Source organism: Paenibacillus sp. (genome assembly GCF_035645195.1).
In the GTDB taxonomy this organism is placed as follows: domain Bacteria; phylum Bacillota; class Bacilli; order Paenibacillales; family YIM-B00363; genus Paenibacillus_AE.
On record NZ_DASQNA010000014.1, the window covers coordinates 91,015 to 107,299 of the forward strand.

16 protein-coding genes are annotated in these 16,285 nt (G+C 62.8%); 11 read left to right on the forward strand and 5 right to left on the reverse strand.

Annotation, left to right across the window (positions count from 1 at the left end):
* Positions 1-11: 11 nt before the first annotated feature.
* Positions 12-443, reverse strand: coding sequence for a cell wall hydrolase (locus VE009_RS06805; protein WP_325006626.1), 432 nt, complete (start codon positions 441-443; stop codon positions 12-14).
* Positions 444-646: 203 nt separating this feature from the next.
* Here VE009_RS06805 and cyoE point away from each other — a divergent pair, with 203 nt between their 5' ends.
* Both cyoE and VE009_RS06815 read left to right on the forward strand, forming a co-directional pair.
* Entirely contained in the window at positions 647-1,582 is a 936-nt protein-coding gene (cyoE, locus tag VE009_RS06810; protein WP_325006627.1) for a heme o synthase, read from the forward strand.
* 14 nt (positions 1,583-1,596) lie between these two features.
* Positions 1,597-2,211, forward strand: coding sequence for an SCO family protein (locus tag VE009_RS06815; RefSeq protein ID WP_325006628.1), 615 nt, complete (start codon positions 1,597-1,599; stop codon positions 2,209-2,211).
* Between the two features lie 16 nt (positions 2,212-2,227).
* Here the strand turns inward: VE009_RS06815 and VE009_RS06820 are convergent, their stop codons facing one another.
* Positions 2,228-2,578: a toprim domain-containing protein gene (locus tag VE009_RS06820; protein ID WP_325006629.1), complete on the reverse strand. Its 351-nt coding sequence runs from the start codon at positions 2,576-2,578 to the stop codon at positions 2,228-2,230.
* Positions 2,579-2,668: 90 nt separating this feature from the next.
* A complete protein-coding gene (locus tag VE009_RS06825) occupies positions 2,669-3,829 on the reverse strand; it encodes an MFS transporter (RefSeq protein WP_325006630.1) in 1,161 nt (386 codons plus the stop codon).
* 161 nt (positions 3,830-3,990) lie between these two features.
* Between VE009_RS06825 and VE009_RS06830 the strand changes: the two genes are divergently transcribed.
* The 6 genes from VE009_RS06830 to VE009_RS06855 all read left to right on the forward strand — a co-directional run bounded on the left by VE009_RS06830 (position 3,991) and on the right by VE009_RS06855 (position 10,420).
* Positions 3,991-4,413: a hypothetical protein gene (locus VE009_RS06830; RefSeq protein ID WP_325006631.1), complete on the forward strand. Its 423-nt coding sequence runs from the start codon at positions 3,991-3,993 to the stop codon at positions 4,411-4,413.
* A gap of 55 nt (positions 4,414-4,468) precedes the next feature.
* Positions 4,469-6,619, forward strand: a complete 2,151-nt coding sequence (locus tag VE009_RS06835) for a peptidoglycan D,D-transpeptidase FtsI family protein (protein WP_325006632.1) — start codon at positions 4,469-4,471, stop codon at positions 6,617-6,619.
* 226 nt (positions 6,620-6,845) lie between these two features.
* Positions 6,846-7,811: a metal ABC transporter solute-binding protein, Zn/Mn family gene (locus tag VE009_RS06840; protein ID WP_414694791.1), complete on the forward strand. Its 966-nt coding sequence runs from the start codon at positions 6,846-6,848 to the stop codon at positions 7,809-7,811.
* A 13-nt stretch (positions 7,812-7,824) separates the two neighbouring features.
* Complete coding sequence (locus tag VE009_RS06845) at positions 7,825-8,592, forward strand: metal ABC transporter ATP-binding protein (RefSeq protein WP_325006633.1); 768 nt, start codon at positions 7,825-7,827, stop codon at positions 8,590-8,592.
* A gap of 5 nt (positions 8,593-8,597) precedes the next feature.
* Entirely contained in the window at positions 8,598-9,536 is a 939-nt protein-coding gene (locus VE009_RS06850) for a metal ABC transporter permease (protein WP_325006634.1), read from the forward strand.
* Positions 9,533-10,420, forward strand: a complete 888-nt coding sequence (locus tag VE009_RS06855; protein WP_325006635.1) for a metal ABC transporter permease — start codon at positions 9,533-9,535, stop codon at positions 10,418-10,420. Before VE009_RS06850 ends, VE009_RS06855 begins: the two co-directional genes overlap by 4 nt.
* A gap of 101 nt (positions 10,421-10,521) precedes the next feature.
* Here VE009_RS06855 and VE009_RS06860 read toward each other — a convergent pair whose 3' ends face one another.
* The gene (locus VE009_RS06860) at positions 10,522-11,859 is read right to left on the reverse strand and encodes a sensor histidine kinase (protein WP_325006636.1); all 1,338 of its coding nucleotides are present in this window, start codon (positions 11,857-11,859) and stop codon (positions 10,522-10,524) included.
* Positions 11,860-12,017: 158 nt separating this feature from the next.
* Between VE009_RS06860 and VE009_RS06865 the strand changes: the two genes are divergently transcribed.
* The 3 genes from VE009_RS06865 (at position 12,018) to VE009_RS06875 (ending at position 15,003) form a co-directional block, all read left to right on the forward strand.
* Positions 12,018-12,755 carry a Cof-type HAD-IIB family hydrolase gene (locus VE009_RS06865; protein WP_325006637.1) on the forward strand — a complete coding sequence of 246 codons (738 nt, stop codon included), beginning with the start codon at positions 12,018-12,020 and terminating at the stop codon, positions 12,753-12,755.
* Positions 12,756-12,770: 15 nt separating this feature from the next.
* On the forward strand, positions 12,771-13,250 hold the full coding sequence (locus tag VE009_RS06870; RefSeq protein ID WP_325006638.1) for a DUF456 domain-containing protein: 480 nt from the start codon (positions 12,771-12,773) through the stop codon (positions 13,248-13,250).
* A gap of 64 nt (positions 13,251-13,314) precedes the next feature.
* Positions 13,315-15,003, forward strand: coding sequence for a polysaccharide biosynthesis protein (locus VE009_RS06875; protein WP_325006691.1), 1,689 nt, complete (start codon positions 13,315-13,317; stop codon positions 15,001-15,003).
* On the opposite strand, the gene VE009_RS06880 is transcribed toward VE009_RS06875, so the two are convergent.
* A complete protein-coding gene (locus VE009_RS06880; protein WP_325006639.1) occupies positions 15,000-16,250 on the reverse strand; it encodes a DUF2515 family protein in 1,251 nt (416 codons plus the stop codon). The genes VE009_RS06875 and VE009_RS06880 overlap by 4 nt on opposite strands.
* Positions 16,251-16,285 lie beyond the last annotated feature (35 nt).

A 16,285-nucleotide genomic window follows, 5' to 3' on the forward strand; every position in this document is an offset into this window, starting at 1 on the left:
TAAAATTCGAATTAGTACGTTCCGTACACGCGCGGGCAGTTCGCGCCGGTCGGAGCGAAGAAGCAGTGGGCTTTGTAGCGCCCGGTGTTCGGTTGGTTGTACCATTGCCCGGGGCAGGCGCCTGCGGGCTTGAAAAACCAGAGGGAATTCGACGCGGGATGCTGCCGTTCCCCGTTGATGACTCTCCGGGCGAGGCGAATATCCTTTTCCCGGGCACGCTGATAAAAGTATCCTTTGATCGTCGCCTCGAAGCCGCCGGGCCGCTGGAACACCATGTCGCGGACGCTCCGGATTTGTTTGAAATCCAGGCAATCGCCCCGCACGCGGTTAACGCCGACGTTGCCGACCATGAGCATGCCGAGCTCGCCTTCGCCCTCGGCTTCCGCGCGCATCAGTCTAGCGAGCAGCTTGACGTCCTCGGTCGACGTTTTGATGACTGGCATCGTTCGATTCTCACATCCTTCGGGGGTCGGTTCGGTTGGCAGCGGAAACTACCGGTTTATACTATTAGGCCGGCGCCCTGCGCGTGCGTGTCTCTTCCGCCGCAAAAACCGACAAATTCATGAACGGGAGCGCGAATCGTTGCGAAAGCGAGGAGGCTCCGGTATGATAAAAAATGATTCGATTCAAGGAGGATGGCCTAGACGTGGATAAACCGCTACCATACGATGCTTCGGCCTCCCGCACGGAGGAGACCGCCGGATCGGCTTCCCGCGCCTCCTGGAGAGATTTTTTCGTTCTAGCCAAACCTCGGATGATCGCAACCAATCTGATCACCGCGTTCGGCGGCTTCTGGGTCGCTTCGAAGTGGAGCATCGATTGGTTTCTGCTGTTCATGATGCTGGTCGGCTCGGCGCTTATTATGGGCTCGGGCTGCGTGTTGAACAACGTGCTGGACCGCGAACGCGACCGGTTGATGGAGCGGACGCAGAAGCGCGCCATTCCGACGGGAACGATCTCGACCCGGGCCGCGGTTCTATACGCTGCCGTGCTTGGACTCTTCGGGCTGGCGGTATTGTATTTCTTCGTAAATCCGTTGACGGCATTGCTCGGCGTCATCGGCCATATCGCGTACGTCGTCATCTACACGTATTGGCTGAAGCCGACGTCGACATGGAGCACGTCCGTCGGCGGCATCGCCGGCGCCGTGCCTCCGGTCATCGGATATTGCGCCGTGTCGGAGACGGTGGACATGGGCGCGATTTTGCTGTTCGGCTTGCTGTTCTTCTGGCAGCCGCCGCATTTCTGGGCGCTCGGCATCCGCAAGCGCGAGGAGTACCGCAAGGCGGGCTACCCGCTGCTGCCCGTCGTGAAGGGCGTGCTCCGCACGAAGTGGCAGATGGTGCCGTATTTGATCGCGCTGTATCCGACGACCGTGCTTCTGTACACGATGGAATACGTGGGCATCGTGTTTTTGATCGGCGCCCTGCTGCTGCTCACGGCTTGGACGTGGCAGTGCGTGTCCGGGCTGTTTACGAAGGACGATAACGCTTGGGCGCTGCGCGCATTCAAGTATTCGCTCTATTATTTGACGTTCGTGTTCGTGCTCATGATCGCGGATACGGCGCGCCTCGCGGCGTAAGAGGAGGTCGGACGGTGGAAGCGCTGAAGAAAAATTGGTACAAGGTTACGATGATGGCGGTGTCGGTCGTGCTGCTGGCTGCGATCGCGTACGTATACTTCGGGAACAAGGACGAAGGGCCGCCGTTCCAAAACTTAGGCCCGGCATCGCCGTTCACGCTGACGGATACGACCGGGGAACAGGTCATGATGGAGGCGTCGTACGGCAAAGTGAAGCTGCTGTACTTCTTCTTCGCCAACTGCCCGGACGTCTGCCCGCCGACGAGCCATATGCTGTCGCGCGTGCAGGACCGGCTGAAAGAGGAAGGCGTGTTCGGCACCGACGCGTTCATCTACCAAGTGACGATCGATCCGGAGCGGGACACGGCCGAAAACCTCGCGAAGTACGCGTCGAACATGAACGCCGATGCCGCGGGCTGGAAATTCCTCAGGGGTTCGGTCGAGGAGACGAAAGAGATCGCCGGCGACTACGGCATTATGTACCAAGAGGACGAGCAGACCGGATTTTTCATTCATTCGAACACGGTGATTTTGATCGATGAAGATAATCAAATCCGCAAGCGGTACAACGCGGACGATTTGGACGACGAATTGATCGCGAAGGACGTCAAGCGTCTGCTCAAGAGCTAACTTACGGTCTAGCGCATTACGCAAAAGGGTCGGGTTCGGGATACACGATGTATTCCTCGAGCCCGGCCTTTTCCAATTGTCGGATCAAGTGCTCGTCGGGCGTCCCTTCGACGCCGGCGTAGCCCGCTTTCGTGTATAGCTGCTCCGCGTCGGGAAACAGCTCGGACAGCATGGCGCGAATTCGTTTGCCCGAAGCGTCGTTGTCCGTGTAAATGTAAACGGCCCGGTCGCCGACCTTTTTGACGATTTGCTGCAGCTGTTTCGTCCCGGGCGTTCCGAACGTGCACAAGATCGGCACGTCGCTCGAGAGCAGCCGGGCGAGCCGGCTGCGGTCGTTCTTGCCTTCTACGATTATCACGAAATCCATGGCAGCCTCCGATGCTTCGACATGAGTTTCCACAGGGATTCTTGTTTTCATTGTAACCATTCCCCGGGAAATGTCGAATCGGCGGCCGTTTTATTTGGCTTCGGCGATCGTCCGGTTGCGGAACGGGGTCGGCAGAAGCGCTAAGGCGAACATCAAGACGACGAAGGCGATATAGAACGGCGAAATCAGCTCCCGCGTTTGGCCGGCGACGATCGGGCCGAAAAACGCGCCGAGCGAGAACGCGATCGACAGCACCGAGAAGACGCGTCCGTACCGGCCTTCGTCGGTAACGGAGGCGAGCAGCGCGGCGAGCGCCGGGAAGACGACGCCTTTGCACATGCCGACGAGCAGCAGCGAGACCGCCAGCGGCAGCGGCCAGTCCACGGCGAGGCCGAAGAAGACGAGCGACAGCGCGAGCGTCCCGAACGCCGTGCGCAGCAGCGGCGATACGTGATTCAGAAACACCATGGCGAGCGTAATGAGGGCGCCGACGCTGACGACGGAAAACAGCATGCCGGTGTGCATCACCGACGTTTGCGCTTCGGAGTGCAGCGGCAGTTCGAAAAACAAAATGCCCTGCGAGCAGGACAGCGCGAGCGGCACGCCGTAGACGAGCCAGGGGAGCTTGCCCGCTCCGTTCGGCGCCGAAGGCGCCTTCTCGGATGCCGTCTCGGTCTGGGCGGCCGCGGCGTCCGTTTCGCCGGACTTCGCTTCCTTCACGCCCCAAATCGCGAGGATGCCGGTAACAATGAGGCCCCAGCCGAGGGCGGCGAAGGCGGCGGTGAAGCCGAACTTCGCGACGAGCAGCGCGCCCGCCGCCGGGGAAACGACCGAAGCGAGCGTATGTACGAGGCCGTTGCCGGACATGAGCTTGCTCTGATGCACGCGGTCTCGGGCCAGCTTCGCGAGCAGGGCGAGGCAGGCGGGCGACAAGAACGCGAGCGCGAAGCCGCTGACGGAGCGGACGGCGAGCAGCTGCCAAGGGTCGGTGACGCGGGATTGCAGCAGCAGCAGGACGCCGGCGGCGACGAGGCTGAGGACGATGAACGGCTTGCTGCCGTACCGGTCGACGCTGTATCCGGCGAGCACGTTGCCCGGCAAATGCGTGAGCGAATAGATGCCCATGATAAAACCGATGAACGACGGCGCCGCGCCGAGCGAGATCGCGAACGGCGTCAGCATCGGGTATTGCGCATGCAAATCGAAAAACGCTACGAAAATAAATAAGTACAGCCACATGACCGTTTTCATTGCGAGACCCTCCCTATCTTGCCGGCCGGCGGGCGACGACGCGCGCCGGAGGTTGTCTTTCTCCTACTTCTATGGATTGGCGGGGCAACCTAGACCAAAATGATGTATAATGGCGTTAGACATTCATCATGGCGCAAGGCACGCAGATGGAGGTATCGATAGTGACCGAGCAATGGATAGCGTTCGTTCAGGAGAAGTGGTGGATCGTGCTGGCCGCGGTCGTCGCGCTCGCGGTCGTCGTCAGCGTCGTCAAGACGGTCATCAAATGGGTGCTGATCGCCGCCATCGTGGGCGCCGTCGTCCTGTACGGAGCGAACTACAAGGAAGAGCTGACGGCCGTCGGCGACCAGCTGCTCGTCGGCGCGAAGGAGCAGGCGATTGAAGCGTTCGTTGCGCAGACGCTCAACGCCGATTACGAAGCGAAGAGCGACGGAACGTTCGTCGTATCGACCGAGTCCGTTCGCGTCGAGGGCAAAGAAGGCTCCGACGAAGTGACGCTGTATTGGAACGGCGTGAAGGTCGGCACGTTCCAAATCGACGCCACGATCCAAGCGGCGCTGGAGCAAGCGAAGAACAGCAAGTAAATGAAATGTGCCGCGGAAGGATCCAAGCAAGCAAGACGCTGGAAAGGAGAGCGAAATGAATCGACTGCACCAAGACGGCGACGCGCAGAAGAACGAGCTGCAGCGACGGCGTCAGTTTACGTTTCGGATTAACGTCTTTTTCTTTCTCGTATTTTTTCTGTTTTCCGTCCTGATCGTGAAGCTGGCCGTCGTTCAATTCGTCGAAGGCAAGACGCTGTCCATGCAGGAGTCTAGCCAAACGACGCGAACGATTCACATTCCGCCGATCCGGGGCAATATTTACGACCGGAACGGGTATCCGATCGCGTATTCGACGTCGACGCAGTCGGCGTATTACCGGATGGAGCCCGGGCAGACGCTGGAGCATCACAAGGAGCTCGCCGGCAAATTGGCGGACTTGTTCGCCAAATACGGCGATTACGGGAATGAACCGCCGCCGACGGTCGAAGAAGTGTTCGAGGCGATGGACGTCGGCTACGAGTGGAACGGCGAAACGAAAACGATGATGAACTACCGTTACGAGCCGCGGCGCGTGAAGATGGGGCTGACGCAGGAAGAGATCGCCTTCTTGATGGCGCACCCCGATCAGTTCCCCGGCATCGAGGTGACGGAGGAAAGCGTCCGCCATTACGACGCCAACACGATCGCGGTCCATCTCGTCGGCTACCTGAAGTCGTTCAGCAGCACGACAAACCTCAAGGCGCAATATTTAAACTTCTACAAAGACGAGCAGAACACGGACGGCTATTTGCGCACGGAGCTCGTCGGCTTCGACGGCCTAGAGTTCCTGTACCAAAGCACGCTCCGAGGCAAAAGCGGGGAGCGACGTTACCCGGTCAACAGCCGGGACCAGATCGTCGGTCCCGTCACGACGATCCCGCCGACCAAAGGGAACAATCTCGTGCTGACGCTGGACAAAGACGTGCAGCTGACGGCGGAGCAGGCGATCATGGATCAGCTCGCTTACATGAAGTCGGCCACCGGGAAATATCCCGCGATGGGCAAAAACGCGCTCGCGGGGTACGCCGTCGCGATGGAGGTCGATACGGGCAACGTCGTCGCCATGGCGTCGATGCCGGATTACGATCCTAACGTCTGGGCCGGTTCGGTAATGCCTGAATCAGTGTTCAAACGAATCGAACCGTTCTACCAGAACGGGACGATCAAGACGGTATACCCGGACGTGCCGGAAGGCGAAAACCGTGCGAAATATCCTTCCTCGATCGTACCGCTCGGCTCGACGTTGAAGCCGCTCACCGTGTTGATCGGGTTGAACGAAGGCTTCTACGGCCCGAACGACCGGTATCGGGATACAGGAAGGTTCTATTACGGCCGGAACGATTCCGCGTCGATCGGCAACTCCGAAGGCCACGCGTACGGCAATATTACGCCGGCGGATTCGATTCGGGTGTCTTCCAACACGTTCATGGCGGCGATGGTCGGCGAGAAGCTGTACGAAAAGTACGGCGGCGAAAACGGCGGGCCGATCGACGTATGGGACGAATACATGAAGAAATTCGGTCTCGGGGTATCGACGGAGAGCGGCCTGCCTTCGGAAATCGCGGGCGTGCTCGACTACAACAGCAAAGAGACGCGGGGCAGCGTTCAGAATGCGATGGTCATGGCGTCGTTCGGGCAGCAAGCCCGCTACACGACGCTGCAGCTCGCGCAATATACCGCGATGCTGGCGAACCGCGGGAAGCGGCTCAAGCCGAATTTCGTCGAGCGGATTACCGACTTCGAAGGCCGCACGGTCGAGAAGATCGGTCCGGTCGTGCTCAACGAAGAGACGTACGCCGACGAGCATTGGGACGTCGTGCACAGCGGCATGCGGCAAGTCACGAAAAACAGCGTGCTTAGCCAATGGTTCGGCCATCTGCCGTTCGAAGTCGCATCCAAAACGGGTACCTCGCAGCAGGACACGGCAGCGGGCAAGATCGAGAACTCCGTATTCGTCGCGTTCGCTCCTGCCGACAACCCGAAGCTCGCCGTCGCGGTCGTCGTGCCGTGGGGCGGTTACGGCGCATGGGGCGCCGCGCCGATCGCGGCGAAAATTTTCGAAGCGTATTTCGATTACGTAGGCTTCGACGGCAAGCCGGCGCGGACCGTCTCCGGAACGCCGGCGGACCCGGAAGCTCAGCCGGCTGCGGCAGACGCGCAGGCCGAGGCGGCAGCGGAAACGGAATCGGAAACGACTGCACAATAAGCAAGCCCGACAACCGAATGCAATAACGCGGATTCCCCGTTCCTTTTGCCGAAAGCGGCGAAAGGAGCGGGTTTTTTCTTGTTTCAAATGTTGCACTAGTGCAAAACATTTGTATAATATAAAGAAAGAGTAATTAGTACAACACTTATAACCATATAAAACAATTAGGCGGAAAAACAACATTAGTGGCATGAGCCACAAAGCGAGGAGCGGATCGGAAATGAACATGGGGAAAACCGAAAGATCGCGCGCGGCGACGTGGAGGAAGTCGATGCTCGCGGCGGGGATCGCTCTGCTGGCCGCAGCTGGCATCGCCGGCTGCGGAGCGGAACGAACGGCAGGCGATGCGGACGGCAAAGTGCGGGTCACGACGACGATCGGGCAAATTACCGACTTGGTCGAACGAATCGGCGGGGAGCATGTCGAGGTGGCGGGCATTATGCCTTCCGGCGTCGATCCGCATTTGTATAAAGCGACGCAGGGCGATATCGCGAAATTCGAGCGGGCGGACATTATTTTCTACAACGGACTTCATCTCGAAGGCAAAATGACGGAAGTGTTCGAGGAGATGGCGGAGCTGAAGCCGACGATTCCCGTCGCCGAGGCGGTCGACCCGGCCATGCTCATCCCGGTGTCGGAGAACGGCGCGCAGGGTTACGATCCGCACATTTGGTTCGACGTCAAGCTGTGGATGCAGGCTGCGGAGCAGGTGCGGGACGAACTCGCGAAGCTGGATCCGGAACGCGCCGCGAGCTACGAGGCGAACGCGGAGGCATATTTGAAGGAGCTCGAAGCGCTGGACGCGTACGTGCGGGAGCAAGTCGCAACGATTCCCGAGCGGCAGCGGGTGCTCGTCACGGCGCACGACGCGTTCGGGTATTTCGGCAAGGCGTACGGCATCGAGGTGCGCGGGCTCCAAGGCATCAGCACCGCGGCGGAGGCGGGCAGCAAGGACGTGACCGATTTGCGGGATTATTTGATCGAACGCGGGATTAAGGCGGTGTTCGTCGAATCGAGCGTGTCGTCGCGGGCGATCACGGCCGTCATCGAAGGGGCGAAGAAGCTCGGCCACGACATTCGGGAAGGCGGCATGCTGTATTCCGACGCGATGGGCGAAGCGGGCACCGAAGAAGGGACGTACGTCGGCATGGTGCGGCACAACGTCGATACGATCGTAGCCGCGTTAAAATGAGGAGGGGACGGACATGAGCGGAAAAACGGCGGTCCCGTTGACCGTGCAGGACCTTACGGTAGCATATCAGAAGAAGCCCGTGCTGGAGCAGGCGACGTTCGAGGTGCCGGAAGGGAAGCTGATCGGCATCGTCGGTCCGAACGGGGCGGGCAAGTCGACGCTGATCAAGGCGATCCTCGGGCTCGTGCCGAGCGTCTCCGGCGAGGTGCGCATGTACGGCAAGCCGTACCGGGAGCAGCGGAAGCTCGTCGGCTACGTGCCGCAGCGCGAGTCGGTCGATTGGGATTTCCCGACGGACGCGCTCGACGTCGTGACGATGGGCACGTACGGGCGGCTCGGCTGGTTCCAGCGTCCGGGCGCGCGGGAGAAAGCGGCGGCGATGGACGCGCTCGCCAAGGTCGGCATGGCGGAGTACGCCGGCCGCCAAATTAGCCAGCTGTCCGGCGGGCAGCAGCAGCGGGTGTTCCTCGCGCGGGCGCTTGCGCAGGACGCGAAGCTGTACTTTATGGATGAACCGTTCGTCGGCGTGGACGCCGCGACCGAGAAAGCGATCGTGACGCTGCTCGGGGAGCTGAAGCGGGAAGGCAAGACGGTATTGGTCGTGCATCACGATTTGTCGACGGTCGCGGAGTATTTCGACTGGGTGCTTCTGTTGAACCGTACCGTCATCGATATCGGGCCGACGGCGGACGTATTTACGGCGGAGAAGCTGCAGCGCGTTTACGGCGGGAAGCTGGCGACGATAAGCTCGGACCGATCCGTCCTGATCGGAACGAGGTGAGCGGCATGGGGATCGCGGAATTGCTGCTCGATCCGAACATGCAGTGGATTTTGCTCGCCACGATGCTGCTCGGCATGAGCAGCGGGGTGCTCGGCAGCTTCGCTTATCTGCGCAAACAGTCGCTCATGGGCGACGCGCTTAGCCATGCGGCGCTCCCAGGCGTCTGCATCGCGTTCCTGCTGACGGGTACGAAGTCGCTCTGGCTGTTCATGCTCGGCGCCGCCGCGGCGGGCGCCGTCGCGACGTTCGGCATCGGCTTCATCACGAGGCACAGCCGGATCAAAACCGACGCGGCGCTCGCGATCGTGCTGTCGGCCTTCTTCGGCCTCGGCATCATGCTGCTGACTCGCATCCAGCAGTCCGGCAGCGGCAGCCAGGCAGGGCTCGACAAATTTTTGTTCGGGCAGGCGGCCTCGATGATTCAATCCGACGTGTACACGATGGCGGGGCTCGCCGCGTTCTTGATCGCGGTTTGCGCGCTGTTCTTCAAGCAGTTCAAGCTGATCAGCTTCGACGCCGAATTCGCGCGGATGATCGGCTACAAGACGGCGGCGCTGGAACAATTTTTGATGCTGCTGCTCGTCATCGCCGTCGTCGTCGGCATTCAAGCGGTCGGCGTCGTGCTGATGGCGTCGATGCTCATCACGCCCGCCGTAGCCGCGCGCTATTGGACCGACCGGCTCGGCGTCATGGTCGTCTTGGCGGGCGCCTTCGGGGCGCTCGGCGGGGCGATCGGCACGCTGTTCAGCGCGGCGGCGAACCGGCTGCCGACCGGTCCGCTCGCCGTGCTCGCGGTGACGGGAGTGTTCGTCGTTTCGGTGCTGTTCGCGCCGAAGCGCGGCCTTGTCGCGAAGCGGCTGCTGCGGGCGCGGGTGAAGCGCGACCTCGAGCGAGAGCAAAGCGCGCGGATCGGCTCGGCGAAGAAGGAGGTGTCCGCGTCGTGAGCACGAACGAAATCGTTATTTTGGCGACCGGCCTGCTCGCTTCCACCGCCTGCGCGCTCGTCGGCTGCTTCCTGCTGCTGCGGAACATGGCGATGATCGGGGACGCCATTTCGCACGCGGTGCTGCCCGGCATCGTCATTGCGTTCCTGATGACCGGCTCCCGCGATTCGCTCTGGATGCTGGCGGCGGCGTCGGTCGTCGGCTTGCTCGCGGTGTTTCTGATCCAATGGTTTCACCGGCAAGGCGTGCAGTCGGACGCGTCGATCGGCGTCATTTTCACCGCGATGTTTTCCGTCGGCGTCGTCCTCGTCAGCCTGTACGCCGACCGGGTCGACCTCGATCTCGACTGCGTCCTGTTCGGCGAAATCAACTATGCGCCCTGGACGAAGCTGGAGCTGTTCGGCGCGGACATCGGCCCGAAGTCGCTCTGGGCGCTCGGCCTCGCGCTGCTTCTGAGCGCCGGCGTCATCGGCGCGTTCTACAAACAGTTCAAGCTGTGCGCGTTCGACCCGGCGATGGCGGCCGCCGTCGGCATCCCCGCGGCGCTGTTCCATTACGCGCTGATGGGGCTCGTCAGCGTCACGACGGTTGCCTCCTTCGAAAGCGTCGGCGCCATCCTCGTGCTCGGCATGCTCGTCATCCCGCCGGCCAGCGCGTACTTGATGACGGAACGGCTGTCCGTCATGATCGCGTACAGCATCGGCTACGGCGCCGTCAGCGTGCTGCTCGGCTACGCGGCGGCCGCCTGGCTGGAGTCGTCCATCACGGGCGCGACGGTCGCCGTATCGGGCGTCCTATTCGCGATTACGCTGCTGTTCTCGCCGCGCCACGGCGTCGTCCGCCGGGCGCTGCGGCTCCGAGGCGGCGCGCGGACGTCCGAATAACGCCGCATCAATAAAAACCGCCCGTCGGCGTTTGCGAATCGGGACCCGGAAGAGGTCGCCGTTCGCAAGCCGAGCGGGCGGTTTTGCGTTCGTCTATGCGGTTACGAGGAGATCGACGGGAGGCGAAGCGGCAGGCGGACGCGGAAGGAAAGGACGTGGTCCGGCTCGGATTCGACGTCCAGCTCGCCTTGGTAAAACCCGACGCGTTCCTTGACGATCGAGAGGCCGATCCCCGAGTGTTTGCCGTCCGTTTTCGTCGTGTAGCCGGGCGTGAACATGTTGACCTTTTGCTCCTCCGTCACCGAATACGCAGGGTTCGAAACGGTCAGGTAAAAGTTTTCGTCGTCCGTCCAGCCCTCGATTTCGACCCATCGGTCTTCCGGCGGGCATCGCAGCACCTCGTCCAGCGCGTTGTCGAGCAAGTTGCCGGCGATTTTCACGTAATCGACGGAAGCGATGCCGCGGCCGATCCTCTCCATCCCTTCGAACGAATATCGCAGGCTGATTTTCCGATCCAGCGCGTACACGAGCTTCGATTTGATCAGCGCCGCCAGCGCCGGGTGACCGATTTGGATCAAATCGTTGATTTCCACGATTTCGCCGACGAGCTCGGAGACGTACCGTTCGAGCTCCTCCGTTTTGCCTTTGCGGACGAACGCTTGAATGACCTGCACATGGTTGAGGAAGTCGTGCCGCTGACCGCGAATCGTCGTGAACAGATTGTTGATTTCTTCGATGTACGTCTCTTGCGTCGTCAGAATCGCTTGGTTTTTCACGAGCGAAATCGAGCGAATCGTGAAAAATAAAATCAAAATGCTGATGAACGACATCAAGACGAGCGCGAGTCCCGCGGCGAGCGGATTGCTGTCAAGGACGTAATAGACGAGCGTCGTCGAGAATACGACGTTCGCCACGAAGAGCGCCGCCAGTCCGGTCAGCAGCCGGTTCTGCTTCAGGCTCAGGAACTGATGGATGGAGCGTCCCGGCGAAACGCGGACATACCGCATGCTCGAGGCGGCCGCCGCGAGAATCGCGTTGTAAAACAGCAAGTAAGGGACGACGCTGCGCGGATCCGCCGCCAGCCCTTCCATCTCCGCGGTGCCGACCCAAATGGCCGTGACCGCGGCGGTAATTTCGATGATGTGATACAGCACCACCAGCGTTGCCAAGATCGTCAGGCGTTCCCGCCAGCTGCGATCCCGCAGCACGATCGCGACGAGCAGAAAATGGCTGACGAAGCTAAGCGGCCGGAGCGATTCCGGCAGCATCATCAGACCGGCGAAGGATACCGCGGTAAGCAGGGAGAACGTCGTCAACCGGCGAAAGAGGCCGGGAACGCGGTAGCCCCAGAACGTCAACGTAAAAAAGAGACAGGCGAAAGCCTGGGGGATTGTGGATATCAAGGCCATTTCTAAGGCAATGGTTAATTTATCGTACATGCTAAGCACCTACATGAGAAATATGTCGCAAAATGTCGAAACAAGTCCTATATTAACTTTAACTTGTTTTGAGGCGTTTGCCTACCCTTTTTTTTGGAATCTCGACAAACTTCATATAAAATAAATCGGGGTGACCTAGATCGGAAGGAGCGGGATGGATGGGGAAGCCGTATAAGTTGTTGGCGTTAGATATGGACGGCACATTGCTGAACGAGAAAAGCGAAATATCCGCGGAAAACGAGCGGTGGATCCGCGCCGCGATCGACGCCGGCGTCACGGTTTGCTTCGCCACGGGGCGGGGCTATGCCAGCGCGCTGCCGTACGCGGAGCAGCTCGGATTAACGTCGCCGATGGTGCTCGTGAACGGCGGCGAAGTGTGGACGTCGCCGGCGGAGCTGCGGACGCGCAGGACGATGAAGGCGTCCGACGTCGCCGCGCTGCGGGAGCTGGCGCTGCGCTACGATACGTGGTATTGGGCGTACAGCGTCGAGCGAGTGTACAATAAAACCGACTGGATCGAAGACGTCCACTCGACGGAATGGCTGAAATTCGGTTATTACTCCGAGGACGAAGCCGCGCGGGCGGGCGTAACGGAGGGCATTCGCGCCATCGGCGCGTTCGAGACGACGAACTCCCACCCGTACAACCTGGAACTGAACCCGCCCGGCGTGTCGAAGGCGTCCGGCCTTCGGGAGGTGTGCGCGCTGCTCGGCATCGGCATGGACGAGATCGTCGCTTGCGGGGATAGCTTGAACGACGCGGCGATGATCGTCGAAGCGGGGCTCGGCGTCGCGATGGGGAACGCGCAGGAGGAAGTGAAGCGGATCGCCGACGCGGTGACGCTCACGAACGAAGAAGACGGGGTCGCGCACGTCATACGCACGTATTTGCTGTAAGCGAGGGGGAGAAGCATGGACATCCTCGGTTGGACGCTCGTCGTCGCTTTGTTCGCGGTCGGGATGGCCGGCGCGGTGTACCCGGTCCTTCCGGGGGCGCTGGCCGTTTACGCCGGGTTTTTCGTCTACGGATTTTTCTTCGGCTGGGACGCGTTCGGGCTTTGGTTTTGGACGGTGCAGACGTTGATCGTGGCGGCGCTGTTCGCGGCCGATTACGCCGTCGGCGCGCTCGGGGTCAAGAAATTCGGCGGCAGCCGGGCCTCCGTGATCGGGAGCACGATCGGGCTGATCGTCGGACCGTTCGTCATTCCGGCGTTCGGGCTCTTGATCGGCCCGTTCGTCGGCGCGGCGCTCGGGGAGCTCGCGGTCGGCGCGAAGCCGATGCCGGCGCTCAAAGTCGGGCTCGGCGCGCTGGTCGGCTTGTTTTCGAGCATGGTCGTCAAGGTCGCGCTGCAGCTCGTGATGATCGTCATCTTCGTGCTTTGGATCGTGTAATCATCTTTACTTTCATTGGGGATTTTGCGGAAATGAGGCGTTTTTTCTGAGCGGCAAAACGTTACTGAAGGGTACATTGATTTTGGCCGGGGCGGCGCTCGTCGCGAGGGTGCTCGGCGTCGTGCAGCGCATCCCGCTGCAGCGGCTGCTGGACGACGCGGGGATGGCGACGTACGTCACCTCTTACAACGTATACATGTGGCTGCTGGTGCTCGCGACGGCCGGCTTCCCGAGCGCGATCGCGAAGCTCGTATCCGAGAAATACGCGATCGGGCGCCCCGACGAAGGAGAGGCGATCCGGCGCGCCGCGCTGCGCTATTCGCTCGCCGCCGGCGTCTGCGCGACGGCGCTCGTGTACGCGCTGGCGCCGGCGCTCGCCGCGCTCAACGAGGACCCGAACGCGACGCTGGCGATTCGCGCGCTCGCGCCTGCGCTGCTGCTGTTCCCGTGGATCGCGGTCGAACGCGGCTACTTCCACGGGCGCCAGCGGATGGGCGCGAACGGGCTGTCGCAGGTGTGGGAGCAAATGTTCCGCGTCGTCACTTCGATCGTCTTCGCGTACGCGCTGCTCGAGCTCGGCTTCGGGCTCGCGTGGGCGGCGGCCGGCGCGTCGTTCGGCGGCGTGCTCGGCGCCGTCGCGGCGGCGGTCGTCATGCTCGTCTACGGCGCGAAGCTGCGCCGCGAGGAAGCCGCGCCCGCGCGGGCGGCGGCGGCCGGCGGCGGCTCGGACGCCGTCGCCGTGCCGATGACGGCGACGCTGACGCCGGAAGGCGGCGTATCTGCGAACGCGGCCGCCACGGCGGACGTGTCGTCGTTCCGCGCGATTTTCCGCGCGATCCTGAAGCTGTCGATCCCGGTGTCGGTGACGGCGCTCGCGGTGCCGACCGTCTACCTGATCGACTCGCTGGTGACGAAGCCGATGCTGACGCCCGCGTTCGGCGCGGACCTCGCCCAAGAGATGCAGGGCTGGCTGACGGGGCGGGCGCAAGCGCTGGCTGGCATCCCGGTCATTTTCGCCATCGCGCTCAGCCAGTCGATTTTGCCGATCATTTCGAGCGCGTTCATTCGAGGGGAGCGGGAGGAGGTCGAGCGGCAGACGGGGCTGGCGCTCCGGATGACGCTGCTGTCCGGCGTGCCGGTCGCGTGCGTGCTGGCGGTGTCGTCCTTCTCGCTGAACACGTTCGTCTTCAAAGACGCGGAAGGCTCGTGGGTCATCGCGGCGATGGTCGCGACCGTCCTGTTCCAGGTCGTCATGATGACGTCCGGCTCGATCCTGCTCGGCCTCGGCAAACCCGCGCTGCCGATGCGCCATATCGCGCTCGGCGTCGCGCTGAAGCTCGTCCTGTCCCTCGCGCTGGCGCCGCTGTTCGGCATCTACGGCATCGTCGCGGGAACGGCGGCCTGCTTCGCGCTCACGATGGCGCTTAATTTGCGCGCGCTGCGGGGGCTGGTCGCCTACTCCGTGTTCGGCGGCCGGGTGGCGCCGTTCGCCGTCACCGCGGCCGCTCAGGCCGCCGTCGGCGCGGCGATCGGCTGGGCGTCGTACGAATACGTTCACCCGTTCGGTGTAACGTTCTGGGACGCGTTCGTCCAGACGGCGTTGACGGCGGGCGCCGCGGCGGCGCTGTACCCGGCGCTGCTGCTGCGCACGGGCGCGTTCAAGGCGGAGGACGCCGCCGCGCTGCCTCCGAAGGCGCGCCGCTTGTGGGAGCGCGCCGAGCCGACGCTGCGGCGGCTGCGCCTCGTCCGCTAGCCGAGCGCCGTCTTCGCGACGACGGCCAGCTCCACCTTATTGAGCCCGTAGCACGCTTCGGCGCTCATCTCATACGGATGCCCCGCGCGGGCATCCGACAAATACGCGCACGCCTCATCAAGGTCGCGCAGCCAATCGTACCGCTCCGGCTCCCGGAGCGGTCTGTTTTTCCACGCGGCGGTGAGCCGCGGGCTGTACAGGCGCGGCGCGCCGGGCAGCAGCGTCTCGCCTTCGAGCCGCGGCCGGTACGGCGCGCCGGCCGGGGCGTCGCGCACCGCCGCGAACAGCTCCGGCCAGTAGTCGGCGCGCGAGCCGGTATGCGGCGTCGCCGCGGCGAACGCTTCGGCGCCCCGGGCGACGTCCGGCAGCGCGAACAGCGTCGCGTACAGCCGCTTGCCGACTTCGATCCGCTCCTTGAGGTTTCCGAAATCCTCGACGATGAGCCCGGCGAGCCGCTGCCGGCCCGCCGCGTTCCGGCCGCCGAACGGGAACACGACCTGATTCAGCTGCAGGGCCGACTGCGCTTGGAACGGCAGCGTCGCAAGCACGTGCTCCTGCACGTCCGGACGCCGCACGACGCGCCCTTCGATGAAGTGCTGCTCGTTGACGATCAGCGCGACCGTGAGCAGCGCCGAATCGCCCGTCTCCCAGAACCGCTCCCAGACCGGGCGCATAAATCGGGAGACGCCAAACGCCGGCAGCAGCGAGAACAGCGGGCGCCCGGCCCGCCGGCTCTCCTCGTACAGCAGCAGCTGCGGATACGCGTCGCCGAAGATGAAGCTGTTCGCGTCCTCCAGCATGTCGAACAGCCGCCGCCGCATGCCGGCGTCGAGCAGCCGCGGCAGCAGCTCGCCTTCGAGATCGGTCATGCTCCACCCGCCGTTGCGCGACACCATGTGGGCGAGGAACGCCCAATGCACTTCAGGGCGCCGCGCGTAAAACTCGCGGTACGCCTTCGTGCGCGTCACGTTGTTCCGATTCCGCTCCGCCGTCTCCGCGCGAATCCGGTCGACGAGCGCCCGACCGGCCGCATCGAGCGCCGCGCCCGGCGCCTCCGCCGCGCCCGTCCGGCGAAGCTGCGAGAGCAGCCGCCGCCGCTCCCGCGCGTCGATCGCGATGCGTCCTTCGCCGTCCGTTCCGTCCCCGCCCCCGAGCCCGGCGCCGCCGCCGAACCACTGGGCAATCCACGCGCCCGGCCGGCGGAACAGCCGATTCCACAACGATCGTTCCCCGCGTTTCGCGGACATCCCGCATCCCTCCCCGCGTCTTGATTCAGTGTATC

Coding starts and splice junctions, on each gene's coding strand:
- VE009_RS06825 (WP_325006630.1), bottom strand. CDS start 3,829: ATGAAAACGGTCATGTGGCTGTACTTATTTATTTTCGTAGCGTTTTTC.
- VE009_RS06880 (WP_325006639.1), bottom strand. CDS start 16,250: ATGTCCGCGAAACGCGGGGAACGATCGTTGTGGAATCGGCTGTTCCGC.
- VE009_RS06870 (WP_325006638.1), top strand. CDS start 12,771: ATGGACATCCTCGGTTGGACGCTCGTCGTCGCTTTGTTCGCGGTCGGG.
- VE009_RS06845 (WP_325006633.1), top strand. CDS start 7,825: ATGAGCGGAAAAACGGCGGTCCCGTTGACCGTGCAGGACCTTACGGTA.
- VE009_RS06805 (WP_325006626.1), bottom strand. CDS start 443: ATGCCAGTCATCAAAACGTCGACCGAGGACGTCAAGCTGCTCGCTAGA.
- VE009_RS06835 (WP_325006632.1), top strand. CDS start 4,469: ATGAATCGACTGCACCAAGACGGCGACGCGCAGAAGAACGAGCTGCAG.
- VE009_RS06840 (WP_414694791.1), top strand. CDS start 6,846: ATGGGGAAAACCGAAAGATCGCGCGCGGCGACGTGGAGGAAGTCGATG.
- VE009_RS06865 (WP_325006637.1), top strand. CDS start 12,018: ATGGGGAAGCCGTATAAGTTGTTGGCGTTAGATATGGACGGCACATTG.
- VE009_RS06850 (WP_325006634.1), top strand. CDS start 8,598: ATGGGGATCGCGGAATTGCTGCTCGATCCGAACATGCAGTGGATTTTG.
- VE009_RS06860 (WP_325006636.1), bottom strand. CDS start 11,859: ATGTACGATAAATTAACCATTGCCTTAGAAATGGCCTTGATATCCACA.
- VE009_RS06820 (WP_325006629.1), bottom strand. CDS start 2,578: ATGGATTTCGTGATAATCGTAGAAGGCAAGAACGACCGCAGCCGGCTC.